Genomic DNA, 14,297 nt, shown 5'->3' with positions numbered 1-14,297 from the left:
GTCATATCCCTCCCCGAAAGCCTAACGGGGCACCACCCGGCCGATATCCTCGATGGCCACCACAGTCACCCGAGCGGTGGCTCCCTCATCTCGTACCTCCACTTCTGCCTCGATCAATTCCCTCTCTGCGGCGGGCGGCACCTCCGCCAGCACCTGCCCGAGAGCACGCTCCCGTGCCACCCGGACAGCTTCCTCTGCCGTGCGCACGAAGGTCACCGGCTCCATTTCGTGATAGGTTGTTCTTAAGACTTCGACGATCGGCTTTCCATTCCTCCCCCAGCAAGCCGCCCGCGTGCGCGACATCTCGTACAGGTCAAAGGGGACCTTCCCTCTCCATACTATCTCCTTTCCTGCTACGAAGACAACCCACCCCTGCCACGTCCGCCCCGTGGGCCGGTTCACCACCTCGCGGCAGGGCACCCACACCATGGCCTGATAAGCGACCCGAGCCAGGCAGACGCCTCTGGCCGCCACCAACCGGGGAGGCCCCACCTCCTTTTCGTTTACCTTTCTCCCCGGAATCACCCCTGATATGAGCACCTGCCCGGCCACTACCTTTTGCCCGATCTGCACCTGGGGTACGCCCATGAGGGGAAGAAAGTACACCAGTTCACCGCTCTTTGCCGCCACCACGTCGGCAGGCCCTGCGGGCGGCGACGGAGGAGGCGGCAACTCCCGCTCCCCCACCTCCAGACGGGCCAGGGTTCCCTGAAACGTAAGCCGGGCCCAGGACACGTAGGGGAGGCGGCCGGCTACCTGCTCCTCCAGCGCGGGGCCATTCAGCGTGAAACGGAGGGTAGCGGGACGCAACCCCAGTTGGTGCACCAGGGCCAGAATCTCCTCCCGGTGTCCGGCAGAAGCCCCGCTCACCTCCACGAACAGGACCAGGGCGTTGCATACCGCCAGCAAGGCCAGTGCACAGGCGGCGCCAGCCACCAGCCCCGGTCGACGGCCAACCTTACGCCAGAGAAAGGGTAGGCCCACCCTGGCCTCCACGTGCAGGCGACAGCGGGACCGCCGGGCCAGGGGCCGGGTGAGCCCGAAATGGGAAGCAGCCATGACGGCCGACATGCAGTCTCCCCGGTCACGCAGTTGCCAGAGAGGAATCCCCCGGCGGGCTGCCAGGTTGACGAATCGCTCCGGCGCGGCCCCCCGGATGGTGACGCGCAGAAAGCCCCCCAGCCACAAAAGCACCAGCCTCATGCTGCGGCCTCGCCTGTCAGGAGAAGCGCAGGCACCTGATACGTCCGGTCACCGCCATGTCTTCGCGCCCGATGCGGACGATGGTGAGGTCCTCGCCTTCGACCGCGACCTGACCCTCGCCTACCCCCACCACCAGCCTCTCGGGGCCGAACTCCACCACGCCCCGGTGATTCTCAATGGTAAGGTGTAGGTTCCCCACGATCACCAACCGGGGCACGTGGAGCACCACTTCCCGCGGCAACTCCAGCACGCCGGCGACGCGTTCTGAGAGGCGCCCGCGCTGTCGTTGCGGCAAACAGTCTCCCCGCCTCTAGTCTATGCTCGCCTGCTCGTACCCCACGCCCAAGCACCCCGCGACGCGTCGCCTTATGTCCACCCCGTACGAAGTTAGGGCCCGGCCACTACCAGAAGAATTCCAGCTGGGACTCGGAGTTGAGGCGCAGGCCCACCTTTTGTTCTTCCTTGAGGAATTGGTAAACGCGGTCCCCCACCTGCACCACGCTGTCTTCGGCCACCCGGCGCAGCTTCACCTGCCCGGAATGCGGCACCCGGACCCGGGTGGGGATGCCGGGGGCACCCAGTTCCCCCACCCACACCTCACGTCCGGCCTGGATTTCGCCCCCTCGAAACACTTTCTCCACCCGCACGGAACCGCCGGCAACCAGGCGGGTACTATGGCAGCCGTCGCCAGCCACCAGGATATCCCCGGTGGCCTGCAGGGTCGAGTTCATGGCGTATCCACACCTGAGGGGAGCAGTCTCCTGGTTCATCCCTTCCAGTTCCATACCCCTTTCCTGCAGGGCACGCAAGAGACCAAACAGTTCCTGGGGATCCCGCAATCCCATGGGGGCAGAGAGGAGCCGTTGCAGCCTCTTCAGCGCTGCCGCCAGATCCTCGTCGCGTTCCCGGATAGGAACGCTCATGTACTGGGACGTCAACTGCCCCACCCGGCTCCCGAGTTGCCCGAACCGACTGCTCTCCAGCAGCAGGCGCAGGGCGGGTCCCGGCAGCACTTCGCCGGCCTCCCACAGTTGGGACAGGGCTGCTCCCAGGTCCCCCAGGTCCTTCACTACCCCGGTCAGAAGGGGGAGGACGGCAGATAGCCATCCCGGGCGCTGCCCGGCCACGACCGTGCTGGAAATCACACCCCGGCCTACCTTGACCCCGCCCCCGCCCACAACCCTGGCCCCCACGGCGCTTCCCCCGATCTCCACCGTGCCCAGGGCCATTATCTCCATGCCCTCCAGCACGCTGCCCCCCACCTTAACGTCCCCTTTGAAGTGCACGTGTCCGGTGGAAAGGTCCACGTCGCGGGGATGTACCAGTTCCGACACCACGTATACCTGCACCCGGTCCCCTTTTCGCACCGACATGGGACGACCGCAGGAGGTGGCCCGCACCTCCTGCCCGTCCTGGCTGAGTTCCGCCCCCCGTCCGGCCACCAGCACCAGGTCTCGGGGTGCCTTCACGGGCACGGCTTCGCCCCGTACCGTGGTCCCCGGCTCGCCCGGTATCGGTGGGTGCCGGCGGGCCAGCAACTCGCCGGGTGCTACGGAGGTGAAGGTGAAACGCAGGCGCAGGTCAGCAGCCGCTTCCCCGTAGGAAACGGGCAACCTCTCCTCCGGAGAGAAGAAGTGCTCGACCCGCGCGTCCTGTGGAGGCACAAGGGGTTTGCCTCGGGCCACCACCAGTCTGGTATCACGGGTAAGGTCTCCCACCCGGTCCACAGCCTGCTCGTCAATCCCGTACACCACCCCCGCCCGGGCCAGGGCCGTCCGTAATTCCCCGGGTTCGAGGGGCGACCGGGTCCTGATCTCCTCTTCCACCTGAAGTTGCAACCGCGGGGAAGGTGGAAGGTCCCGGAGCCTGCGCCGAACGGTGACAGCCATGGATACGATCACGGCCGCCTCCATCCCATCGGGGGTAATCTCCAGGCGCCAGGCACCGGCCCTTTCCTCATCGCGCAACCGCACCTCCACCTGGTCTGTCGCCTTCACCTCGACCGGCCCCGCTTGAAGCTGTCCGTTGACGTACAGCAGCATACCCGGACCGGGCAGGACCACCGGGTACGGTCCTCCCTCCGGGTGCTCAACTCGCACCTTTCCGTCTTCCACCCAGACCCTTGCCACCTCGCCTACCACCACCTGCCCACTCCCGCCCCCGGCGCGTAATGGTCCCACCAAAATTATCGACCAGTCCCGCTGGGGACTGGTCGCCTGGGTCTTTCTCCACGGTGCTCGGGCCTGCTCAACGGTGCTTTCTGCGCTGGGCCGCCTTGGACTTCTTCTTGCGCCTGACACTGGGCTTTTCGTAGTGCTCACGTCGCCGGATTTCCGCCAGGATTCCCGTCTTCTGACATTCCCGTTTGAAGCGGCGCAAGGCGTTGTCGAGGGATTCGTCCTTCCCGACGCGTACTTCGGTCACCTGCATCCCTCCTCCCCGACGAATCTCCGCGGGGAGCAAACGCCACCCGCGCCAACACCGCCATTGTATGGCACCAGCAGGGGCCTGTCAATCGGCGAAGGGCCGTGCGGGGACCTCAGCCGGGAAGCCACCGCACGGGTAAGCCGGGCAACCGTCAGCCGGGAGGCCAGCGGAAGATGCGACCCCCCAGCACATGGATGTGCAGGTGGCCCACGGTCTGCCCCGAGCGCCATCCCGTGTTCACCACCAGGCGAAAACCGTCGCGGTCCACTCCCTCCTGGCGAGCTACCCGCACCGCCGTCAGCAGCAGTTCGCCGGCCAGATCCCCGTCAGCATCCCCCAGTTCCAGGAGCGACCCCACGTGCCGGCGGGGAATCACCAGCACGTGCACGGGCGCCTGGGGACGGATGTCCCGGAAGGCCACTACCCTCTCCCCTTCGTAGACCTTCTGGGAGGGCAGGTCCCCTTTCACGATCCGACAGAATGGGCATTCCTCCATGGACCTCGCCTCCGTCAAGGCGCTCCCTGCCCGTCATCCTCTTCGGGCACGTAGCTGGTTAGGCGACGGCTCATTTCCCGGTGCCGCTCCCGGGCCAGTTCGATGAGCCGATCCAGCAAGTGCGAGTATCGCAGGCCGGTGGCCTCCCAGAGCTTGGGGTACATGCTCACCGCGGTGAACCCGGGGATGGTGTTGATCTCGTTCACCAGCACCTCCCCCGAATCCTGGTCCCAGAAGAAGTCCACCCGGGCCATCCCGGAACAGTCAATAGCCCGGAAGGCCCGGATAGCCAGATCCTGCACCTGGCGGGAAACCTCATCGGGCACCGGGGCCGGGATGACCAGCCGGGTGCGGGGATCCAGGTACTTGGAGGCGTAGTCGTAAAACTCCCGCCCGGGAACGATCTCACCCACCACCGACGCCAGGGGCTCGTCGTTGCCCAGCACGCTGCACTCCAGCTCCCGGCAGCGGACACCCTTCTCCACCACCAGTTTGCGGTCGTACCGGGCAGCATTGTCCATCGCCTTCATCAGCTGCCCCCGGTTCTGGCATCGGGCAACCCCCACCGAAGAACCCAGGTTGGCCGGTTTGACGAAGCAGGGATAACCGAACGCCGCCTCCAGTTCCTCGGCCACCGCATCCCGGGCCTTTTCCCAGCGACTCCTCAACACCACCCGAAAGGGGGCTACGGGGAGACCGTGGGCGGAAAAAACCACCTTCATGACCGCCTTATCCATCCCCAGGGCAGAGGCAAGCACCCCGGCCCCCACGTACGGGATGCCGGCCAGTTCGAGGAGCCCCTGCACGGAGCCGTCCTCGCCGTAGGGACCATGGAGGACGGGGAACACCACGTCCATCCTTTGCATGACCGCTGCGGCGTCCCGCCCTGGTAACCCGAAGAGGAAGGGCTCCCGGGGATCGGCGGCCAGCGTCACCACCGGTGCTCGCGCCATGGCCTCGGCCAGCATCACCGGGTTCACCTGTCCCGTCAGGGGCGGCAACAGGCGCCATCGGCCCTCCTTGTCTATCCCCACCAGCACGCGCTCGTACTTCTCCCGGTCAAGGGCCGAGATGACCGAAGCAGCGGACATCAGGGAAACTTCGTGTTCCCCGGAACGTCCTCCGAAGACGATGCCCACCCGCAGTTTTTGCGGCACCGTCCCACCCCCGCGTTAGCCTATTCGTCTTCCGGAGCTGCCAGCACGCCCGTCAACTCGCCCCGCGCACCGTCGGGGTCGGCACCGATGACGCGCACCTCGACCAGGCATCCTTCCAGTTCCGGCCCGCCGGGGAAGCGAACCCTCACGTAGTTCCGGGTCAACCCGGACACCTGGCCGTCCTGCTCCCGCTCCGCCAGAACCTCCACCACCTGTCCCACCATTTGCTCCGCAAAGGCCCGGCCCAGACGCATACCCAGTTCGCGCAGGACGCGAGCCCTCTCCTCCTTCACTTTCTCGGGCACCCCGTCCGGCAACCGGGCAGCGGCCGTGCCTGGCCTGGGGGAATAGGGGAAGACATGCAGCCGCATGAAACCAGCCTTTTCCACCACCTGCAGCGTGGCGGCGAAGTCCTCGTCCGTCTCGCCGGGGAACCCGACCATCACGTCGGTGGAGAGGGCCATTCCCGGCATCTTTTCCCGGGCCCGCTCCACCAGGCGCAGGTAATCCCCGGCGGAGTAAGGCCGCCCCATGGCCGCCAGGACGCGGTCGGAGCCGCTTTGCAGGGGGAGGTGCAGGTGGGGGCAAACAACCCGCTGAGAAGCCATGGTGCCAACGAGCGCGTCCGTGAGGTCCACCGGCTCGATGGAACTCAGGCGCAGCCTCCACAGGCCGCCGATGGCGGCCATCTTCTCCACCAGCCAGGCCAGCCCATCGGGAATGCCCAGGTCGCGGCCGTAGGCGCCCAGCTGGATGCCGGTAAGGACGATCTCCCGGAACCCGGCCGCCACCAGGCGGCGGGCTTCCTCCAGGGCAGCCCCCGGGTCGCGGCTGCGGGCATGTCCCCGGGCAGCGGGGACGATGCAGTATGTACAGCGCATGTTACACCCTTCCTGCACCTTGAGGATAGCCCGCGTGCGACCCTGGCCCACCACCGGAACCTCCTCGTACTGCTCTGGAGCCGTAGCAGCCTCCGGGGTAACCGGTGCAGGGCGGGTGCTCATGGCGGGCCCGGGCGCCACCTCCACCAAGGGCTTCTCGCCCCGCAGGGCCCTTTCCACCAGGGAGACGATCTTACCCCGTCCCCGCGTTCCCAGCACCACGTCGGCGCCCGTGGCAGAAAGTGCTTCTTCCCCCTGCACCTGGGGATAACAACCGCACACCACCACCAGGCCGGCGGGATTCCGACGCCGTGCCTGCCGCACCGCCTGACGGGACTGGGCCTCGCTCCGGGCCGTGACCGTGCACGTGTTGACGACGTACACGTCGGCCATATCCCGGAAGTCGACTATCTCCCATCCCGCCCGGCGGAAAAGTTCGGCCATGGCCTCGGTATCGTACCGGTTCACCTTGCAACCCAAGGTGTAAAAGGCCACCTTCCCCCGCGGCCCGCCCTCGCTCAAGACGAAACACACCCCGGTCTCCACCCCCCGGGGGCGCGGCCGATCTCGCCCCGGGACGCCAGCACCAGGGTGAGGGCAGCGAGCGCCGCCGTCTCCGAACGCAGGATGCGGGTACCCAGGCTGGCCGACCTGCCACCCAGTGCCAGCACCCCGGCCACCTCGTCCGCCGTCAGGCCTCCCTCGGGTCCCATCAGCAATATGATTTCCTTACCGTCGCCCGCCAGCACATCGCACAAACCCACCTTCCGCTCTTCTTCCCAGAGGACGACAAGAGTAGCCCCCGGCAACAACTGACGGGCCTGCTCCAGGGCCTGCTCCAGATTCTGGGGAGGAAAGATGGCCGGCACCCGGGTGCGCAGTGACTGTTCGGCAGCCTCGCGGGCGATCTTCTCCCACCTCTGCAATTTCCCTGGGGATGCGGAGGGGCGCACCACCGTTCGGGCGGTGATAACGGGGAAGATGTAGCTGACCCCCAGTTCGGTGGCTTTCTGCACCACCAGGTCCGTGCGGTCCCCCTTGAGCAGGGCCTGGAGGATGGCCACCGTTACCCCCGGCTCGGTGAACCTGTCCACCGGCCCCAGCACCCGCCCCCTGCTCTGCCGTGGCCCCACCTCTTCGAGCCTGACGGCCAGTTCCCGCCCTTCCACCATCACCCCCACCACCTGGCCGGGCCCGAGACGCAGGACGCGCGCCATTTGCCAGGCCGCCTCCTGTCCGAACAGCACTTCGTCGCCCCGGATGGCCCCCGCTTCCACGGTGAAGCGGGCATGGGGGCAGGGGTTCAGCTGTTCCAGGCTTCTTTCACGCGCCCCCATATCCCCTTGTCCTTCCCCTTGACGCCCTCCCCGCGGATGGCAGCCAGCTCCCGCAGCAACTCCTTCTCCCGGGGGCTGAGCCCGGTAGGAGTGCGCACGTCCAGGTGTACGTGCAGGTCACCCCTTCCTCCTCCCCGCAGGCGGGGCATCCCCAGGCCCCGCAGCCGGATCACCGTTCCGGGTTGCGTCCCCTCGGGCACCTTAACCGGACTTGACCCCTCCAGAGTGGGTACTTCCAGCACGGTGCCCAGGGCAGCCTGGATGAAACTGATGGTTACCTCACAGTGCAGGTCGTCGCCTTCCCGGCGGAAGAAGCGATGCGGCCGCACATGGATGTCCACGTACAGGTCGCCAGGAGGTCCACCCCGGGCACCGGGTTCACCTTCTTCGGCCAGGCGCAGCCGCAAACCGCTGTCCGCCCCCGGGGGGACCTTGACGTTGATGTGCCGCACCCGCCGCACCCGGCCCAGTCCTCCGCAGTCGGGACAGGGGTCGGTCACCACCCTCCCTTCTCCGCCGCACGCCGGGCAGGTGCGGATGGAGACGAAGCGACCGAACAGGCTGTCGGACACCGTTTCCACCTGCCCGCTACCCCGGCATCGGGAACATATTACCGGTGGACTCCCGGGCCGGGCCCCCGTCCCATCGCAGATGGGGCACCGCTCCACCCGCGGTACTTCCAGCTCTTTCTCGACCCCGGCGAAGGCTTCCTCCAGGGTGATGTCCAGATCCAAGCGCAGGTCGGCCCCCCGCTTGGGCTCATGGGGCCGCGGCCCCCGGGGCCGGCCGGTCCCGAAGAACATGTCGAACAGGTCCTGGATGCCAGCGAAGGGACTCCCCAGGTCGGGGGCACCGTCGACCGCGCCGAAGGCGTCGTAGCGCGCCCGCTTCTCAGGGTCGGAAAGGACCGCGTACGCCTCGTTAATCTGTTTGAACTTCTCCTCGGCAGTGGGGTCACCGGGGTTGGCGTCCGGGTGGTACTGGCGAGCCAGCCGCCGGAACGCCTTCTTTATTTCCTCCTGGCTGGCATCCCGGCTCACACCGAGGATCTCGTAGTAGTCCCGCTTGTCGGGCAAAGCTAGCCCTCCCCGGGTACCTCCCCCATCATGAGTTCCAGGAACTGGCGCTGCGTGATCACCACGTCCAGGTGAAGGGGTCCTTCATTCCCCCTCACGAGGAAGGGGAGCGAGACGCTGTATACCGTGGAGCGGGCGAGTTGCCGGCGTGCCTGCCTGGCCGCCCGCAGGACTTTGTCCCAGGCCACCGGGTCAGAGCGCAGGTCCACCCCGGTTCGCTCCCGGAACTCGGTGGTCAGGTACTGGGCCAGCTTGAGTACCAGTGGGTCATCGCCGGCTTCCAAACCCACCACTCCAGGTCAGAAGTCCATCTCTCCCCCAGGGGAACCGCCAGTCTCTTCCCCGCCCTGCTGGCCGGGTCCTCCCTCATCCTTCTTCTTTATGATCGTGTCGATGCGCAGGATAGCTTCCGCGATCTCTCCCGCCGCCCGCAGAGCATAGGTCTTGACAGGAGTGGGATCGACCACCCCCGCCTCGTACATGTCCACCACTTCACCGGTGTCGCAGTCCACCGCGAGCGAATCCGAGCCCCTCTCCACCTGAGCAGCGATTACGTCCCCCACTTTCTCCAGGGGATTGAAACCGGCGTTGGCCACAATCTGGGAAAGGGGCTTCTTGAGGGCTTCCGCCACGCAATCGACCCCGTAGGCTGCCATCCCCCGCACGCTGGCGCGTAGCTTCTCTACCTCCCGCGCCACCGCCAGCTCGATGGCCCCTCCTCCCGGGACCACCCCGCCCCGCACCGCTGCCTGCACGGCCGAGGTGGCATCTTTGGCGATGCGTTCCCGCTCACCCACCACCTCCTGGGTGGCTGCACCCACCAGGATGGTGGCCATGGGCTTGCCCTTTCCACCCAGGATGCGCACGTGCTCCAGCTTCTCGTCTTCGTACGCCCGGTCCGCCGCGCCCAGATACTTCTCCAGTTCCGCCGGCTCCTTGCGCAGGGCGGTGCGCTTGATCGCTCTGGCCCCAGTATGCTCGGCCACCTGGCGCAGCTCCCGGGACGATACCCGCTGCAGCACCATGACCCCGGCGTCAGTGAACATTTCCTCCGCGGCCTCGTCCACTCCGCGGTCCACCACTACCAGGTTGACGCCCAGGGAGATCACCTTGCGCACGTTGGCACGGAACTCTTCCTGCAACTGCATGTAGCGGCCAAAGCCGGCCTCGGTGCCGAGGGCTTCCTCTTCTATCTCCTCGGGCTCCAGAGCATCGTCCACCACCAGGACCCGGACGGGGAACACCTCTTTGGGCATCTCCCTGTTCGTGCGTTGCTTGTCCACGATGACCCCCATGAACACTTCGTTATCCGCCCCGGCCTTGGCCACCACGGTGTCCGAAAGCTTGAAAGAGCGGTCGAGGAGTTTCTCTTTTCCCACCATGGCGGCCGCCCGCACCGCCAGGTCGGCGATGTCCTCCTGTTCCCGTCCGGAAATGTACGCCACCCGGCGCAGGATGGGATCATCCACTCCGGCTACCGGTCGCGACCTGGCCTCCACTTCCTCGATCGCTTTGCGGATGCCGAGCTTGACCCCCTCGATGATGCGCGTCACCGGTACCCCTCTCACCGCCTGGTTCACACCCTCGGTGAGGAGCGCTCCTGCCATGATGGTGGCGGTTGTGGTACCGTCCCCCACTTCCTCTTCCTGGGCACGGGCCACGTTGATGACCATCTTGGCGGCGGGGTGGTTGACGTCCATCTTGGTAAGGATGGTCACCCCGTCGTTGGTTATGGTCACGTCTCCGAAGCGGTCAACCAGCAGGGTGTTGAGACCCTTGGGACCGATGGTGCCTTCCACTGCGGAGGCGATCGCACGCACCGCGTTGGCATTTGTCAATAGGGCCGCCAGCTTTTCGTCGATCTCGGCACCGGACGCCACCTGCTTGAGCGCCATCTATAGACCTCCCTGCACAAAAAAAAGATTTAGGAGCGAAATCTGGGGCCGGTGACGCCCTCCCTACACGAGGGTCCACCTCCCCAGGAGATCGCTCAGTACCCGTTCGAACTCCGACACCGCCCCCACGACCCGGCCGTAGTCCATACGCTTGGGACCTATCACCGCCAGCCGTCCCAGGGACATGCCCACCCGATAGGGAGCGAACACCAGGCTCAGGTCGCGCACCTCGCCCAGAGGATTCTCCTGGCCTATGCTCACCGTCACCCCCGACTCCACCGCTCGCTCCCCCGAGGCCAGAAGCAGGTACTTCACCAGGACCTCCTGTTCGAGGACTGATATCACCGCCCGCAGCCGCTGCCGATCGTGGAACTCGGGCTGCGAAAGCAGGGCGCTCAGCCCTACCAGGTACATACGCTCGGAGGGATGTTCGCCGGCCGAGGCCACCAGAATCTCCAGGACCTGCTCCAGCACCTGACGGTAACGGGCCAGCTCCGCGTCCAGTTCCCGCAATACGCTCTGAGTCAGTGCCTGCACCGTCAGGCCACGCAGCGCCCGGGTGAGCACCTGGGAGATGTACTGGAGTTCAGCCCGGGTAAGATCCGCAGGGACTTCCACCATACCCGACTCCAGCAATCCGAGGTCCGCCACGGCCACCAGCAGCGCCCGCCCGGGCCCGATGGGAACCAGATCCAGGCTGCGGAACACCATCTGACCAGCATGGGGCCCCACCAGGATGGCCAACGAACTGGTAGCCTCGCTGAGGAGGCGCGCCACCTGCTGAAGCACCGCTTCCATGGCCCGCACGCGGCCCTCACACAGTTCCTGGACACGCTCGGCCACAGGGGCAGGTAGCGGCTTCACCTCCATCAGTTCGTCCACGTAGTAGCGGTATCCCCGGTCAGATGGGATACGCCCCGCCGAAGCATGGGGCTGCTCCACGTACCCCAACTCTTCCAGATCCGCCATCTCATTGCGGATAGTGGCCGCGCTGACCCCGAGCCCGTACTTGCGCGCGATGGTGCGAGAACCCACCGGCTCGGCCGTGGCCACGTAGTCCTCCACTATGGCCTGCAGTATCCTCCGCTTGCGCTCGTCCACCGTCTCACCTTAGCACTCCGGCCAGCAGAGTGCTAAAACCCATCAAGAAAATAGCATCTGCCCGCTCATGTTGTCAACGCCGCCACCACCCGCCCACACCACCCGCGCCAGCCAGCGCCTGCCGGGGCCGGCATCCGGGCGCCGGGACCCCGGCAGCCCCTGGCGAGCCTTCGAGCGGCCTGAGGGTCAGACGGGGGTAAGGTGGATGTCGCCCCAGGCCGCCAACTGAGCGTCTTTGATCAGCACCGCCCCCGTCAGCCCGGACAGGCGGCGGGCCTGTTCCAGAGCGGTGGGAAGGTCCCCCACTTCCCGAACCAGGTTCCCCAGCCAGGTAGCGGCGGCATCGGCCAGAGCCCCTGACGGGGCCACCGCCACCGCCGCGTCCGCCCGCCCCAAACTCAGCGAATGCCCCCAGCGTCCCGCCGAGGTGCACACGCTCACGGGACGGCCGTCTCCCCGGATGAGCAGGCCCACCCGCATGGAGAACGGCGACGTTCCGGCCAGGATCGCCACCCGGCGCGGTTTGCGGCTGCAGAGGAAGATGTCACCGCCGTTCTCCACGATGACCTCGCCGGCCTCGCCCAGAAGGGCCCGTCCCACCTCTTCGGCCACCGCGCCGGCCACAGCCGCCATGGGACCTACCCCCACCCGGGCAGCGGCAATGGCCATCTCGCGGACCACGCCGGGGACATCCTCGGGGACCGGCACCGGCACCAGGGAAGTCATAAACCTGCTGTCTCTGCCGATGTAGTCTTCCAGGTCCCGGCGCACACGCCGCACGACTTCGCGGACCCGGTCGGGGAGATCGAGACGCCAACTCTCCCGATCCACCCCTACCCACAGGTCTGTTTCTCCTTCCTGCACCTGGAAGGTGACCAGGTCGGCACCCCCCATGACGTGGCGGTAGAATCTTTCCTCCACCTGCACGGGGGTCACCCCTCTCCTCCAGCGGGCACGGCCACGCCCAGGGCCCCCACCGGGCAAGCATCCAGGCACAGGGCGCAGGATGTGCACAGATCCGGCCGCCAGCAGAGCTCCCAGGTGGCCGGGTCAAGGTGCAGCGCCCCCGGCAGGCACACCCCGGTGCAGGCACCACACGCCACACAGCGTTCCCCATCCGGTTCGGGCCTTCCCCTGCCGTTCCGCAGAAGATCGGTCGCAGGGCTGGGGGGAACCTCTACCCCCTTGCCCTCGGCCCCCTGCGCCGGGGCCGCGACCTCCGGGGCAGCAGGTACACCCGCCCTACCCGATGCTCCCCGACCGTCCCCCTCTGCAGAGGCAGCTGTCTCCGCCGCAGCAGGATCGCTTCCGGCCCGCGGAGTAACGGCCAGGGTGTGCAGGGAATCACGCCAGGGAAGGGGAGCAACCGGCTCCGTTAGCAAGAAACGTCCGCTCGCCACCCAATCTTTCAGGATGACAGCGATCTCGCGCGCCTTGCGCAGGCTGGACAGCGGCGCAGCGGGCACCCAGCGATCCCGCAACAGCACACGCCCGGAGCGTAGCTCCGCGTAGCTCACCTCGGCCACCACGGGGCGATCCCGGTGGGGTTGGCCGTAGTCCAGGACCACCGTGTGGATTTCCCGGTCGCTCACCGCCACCTGGCGAGCCAGATCCTCATCCAGGATGGGGATGGCAATCCCCACCCCCACGAACAGGGTGACCCCGTAGCCCGTGAAGGTGGCGGCGCGCAGGAAGCGCGGGTCCATCCCCCGTAAATCCCCTACCAGCGCCAGGGTGGCCGCCGGCCCCACCGGTGTGTCACCCCGGCGACGGCGCGCCGGGAAATGCTGCGTTCCCTCCCAGGCCACGTATCCGATGCCCCCGCCCAGGAACACCCGGGTGCCAATGCCCACCGTACGCAGGTCGGGGTCGTTGAGCAGGGGGCTGAGCTGGCCGGCACTGCAATACGTCACGTTACCGAAGCGGGGCAGGAGCTTGCCCATGTAGGTGTAGATGATCCGGTCCGAGCCGTTGGTGGCGGCGGCGTAGTTCTGATAACAGTTCCGGGGGTTAAAAAGGTAGGCCTGGTTCAGGGAGTCCAGGCTGATGAAAGTACGGATCGACCGCCGCGGGTAACAGTCAGTCCCGTAGCTCTCCGCCTCCAGCAGGACCGGCCGCCGCGATACCAGGTCTTCGATGACGTGCGCGCCCCCGTAGTCCATCCCCCGCACGCGGCTGAGTTCGGTGGCCCCCAGGTAGGCGTCCACCGCCGCCACCCCGGCATGGGCGGGGACGTCATTCAGGCGTACCGACTGCATCTTGATGGGCGGTTCGCTGTGGCCGAAATTCAGGAACGCTCCCGACGAGCACATGGGGGCGAAGGTGGCCGTGGTAACCACATCCACCTCCTGGGCCACCCGGCGGGGGCCCTTCTCCCGCACCAGCGGGATGACTTCCTCGGCGGTGACCACAACCGCCTTGCCCTCCCGGATGCGCTGGTTGATCTCGGCGAACGTCTTGGGCAAGATGGGCACCTCCTCCCGGGTGGGGGACCCCCGGGAGCCCCGGAGAACGAAAAACGCCTCTCCGAGAGGAAGAGGCGTCCAGCCGGACCTCTCATCTCTCGGAACCGTGGGGTTCCGCAGGAGTTGGCACCGTCATCACGCTCTCGGGCTGGGGCCGTCGCCGGCCTTAGCCCCGTGACCGGTTGCCGGGCTTCATCGGGCCAGTCCCTCCGCCGCTCTGGATAAGAGTCCCCCGACCCGTATTGTGTTTGGCGCCCAC

The 14,297-nt window shown here is 66.9% G+C and carries 14 protein-coding genes and 1 riboswitch; all 14 genes read right to left on the bottom strand.

Features of this window, described 5'->3' with window-relative positions; translation table 11 throughout:
* Positions 1-21: 21 nt before the first annotated feature.
* The 14 genes from AB1446_04155 to AB1446_04090 all read right to left on the bottom strand — a co-directional run bounded on the left by AB1446_04155 (position 22) and on the right by AB1446_04090 (position 14,038).
* Positions 22-1,203: a sporulation protein YqfD gene (locus tag AB1446_04155; GenBank protein MEW6546095.1), complete on the bottom strand. Its 1,182-nt coding sequence runs from the start codon at positions 1,201-1,203 to the stop codon at positions 22-24.
* Between the two features lie 16 nt (positions 1,204-1,219).
* Entirely contained in the window at positions 1,220-1,498 is a 279-nt protein-coding gene (gene yqfC, locus AB1446_04150; protein MEW6546094.1) for a sporulation protein YqfC, read from the bottom strand.
* A 106-nt stretch (positions 1,499-1,604) separates the two neighbouring features.
* Entirely contained in the window at positions 1,605-3,332 is a 1,728-nt protein-coding gene (locus tag AB1446_04145) for a FapA family protein (GenBank protein MEW6546093.1), read from the bottom strand.
* 118 nt (positions 3,333-3,450) lie between these two features.
* Positions 3,451-3,627: a 30S ribosomal protein S21 gene (rpsU, locus tag AB1446_04140; GenBank protein MEW6546092.1), complete on the bottom strand. Its 177-nt coding sequence runs from the start codon at positions 3,625-3,627 to the stop codon at positions 3,451-3,453.
* 154 nt (positions 3,628-3,781) lie between these two features.
* The gene (locus tag AB1446_04135) at positions 3,782-4,126 is read right to left on the bottom strand and encodes a histidine triad nucleotide-binding protein (protein ID MEW6546091.1); all 345 of its coding nucleotides are present in this window, start codon (positions 4,124-4,126) and stop codon (positions 3,782-3,784) included.
* 14 nt (positions 4,127-4,140) lie between these two features.
* On the bottom strand, positions 4,141-5,283 hold the full coding sequence (locus AB1446_04130) for a D-alanine--D-alanine ligase family protein (protein MEW6546090.1): 1,143 nt from the start codon (positions 5,281-5,283) through the stop codon (positions 4,141-4,143).
* Between the two features lie 20 nt (positions 5,284-5,303).
* A complete protein-coding gene (gene mtaB / locus AB1446_04125) occupies positions 5,304-6,698 on the bottom strand; it encodes a tRNA (N(6)-L-threonylcarbamoyladenosine(37)-C(2))-methylthiotransferase MtaB (protein MEW6546089.1) in 1,395 nt (464 codons plus the stop codon).
* Positions 6,683-7,501, bottom strand: a complete 819-nt coding sequence (locus AB1446_04120) for an RsmE family RNA methyltransferase (protein ID MEW6546088.1) — start codon at positions 7,499-7,501, stop codon at positions 6,683-6,685. The genes mtaB and AB1446_04120 overlap by 16 nt, the downstream gene beginning before the upstream one ends.
* Positions 7,468-8,577 carry a molecular chaperone DnaJ gene (dnaJ, locus tag AB1446_04115; protein ID MEW6546087.1) on the bottom strand — a complete coding sequence of 370 codons (1,110 nt, stop codon included), beginning with the start codon at positions 8,575-8,577 and terminating at the stop codon, positions 7,468-7,470. The genes AB1446_04120 and dnaJ overlap by 34 nt, the downstream gene beginning before the upstream one ends.
* 2 nt (positions 8,578-8,579) lie before the next feature.
* On the bottom strand, positions 8,580-8,861 hold the full coding sequence (locus AB1446_04110; GenBank protein ID MEW6546086.1) for an Hsp70 family protein: 282 nt from the start codon (positions 8,859-8,861) through the stop codon (positions 8,580-8,582).
* Positions 8,862-8,876: 15 nt separating this feature from the next.
* The gene (locus tag AB1446_04105; protein ID MEW6546085.1) at positions 8,877-10,472 is read right to left on the bottom strand and encodes a TCP-1/cpn60 chaperonin family protein; all 1,596 of its coding nucleotides are present in this window, start codon (positions 10,470-10,472) and stop codon (positions 8,877-8,879) included.
* A 63-nt stretch (positions 10,473-10,535) separates the two neighbouring features.
* Positions 10,536-11,573, bottom strand: a complete 1,038-nt coding sequence (gene hrcA, locus AB1446_04100; protein MEW6546084.1) for a heat-inducible transcriptional repressor HrcA — start codon at positions 11,571-11,573, stop codon at positions 10,536-10,538.
* 186 nt (positions 11,574-11,759) lie between these two features.
* Positions 11,760-12,509 carry a UPF0280 family protein gene (locus tag AB1446_04095; GenBank protein ID MEW6546083.1) on the bottom strand — a complete coding sequence of 250 codons (750 nt, stop codon included), beginning with the start codon at positions 12,507-12,509 and terminating at the stop codon, positions 11,760-11,762.
* Positions 12,506-14,038 carry a homocysteine biosynthesis protein gene (locus AB1446_04090; protein ID MEW6546082.1) on the bottom strand — a complete coding sequence of 511 codons (1,533 nt, stop codon included), beginning with the start codon at positions 14,036-14,038 and terminating at the stop codon, positions 12,506-12,508. The genes AB1446_04095 and AB1446_04090 overlap by 4 nt, the downstream gene beginning before the upstream one ends.
* 88 nt (positions 14,039-14,126) lie before the next feature.
* Positions 14,127-14,266, bottom strand: a riboswitch (SAM riboswitch).
* Positions 14,267-14,297 lie beyond the last annotated feature (31 nt).

This window comes from Bacillota bacterium, from assembly GCA_040757085.1.
GTDB lineage: Bacteria > Bacillota > Sulfobacillia > JACIYH01 > JACIYH01 > JACIYH01.
The sequence above is the reverse complement of the archived record's forward strand: the minus strand, read 5'-3'. Positions and strand labels throughout refer to the sequence as shown.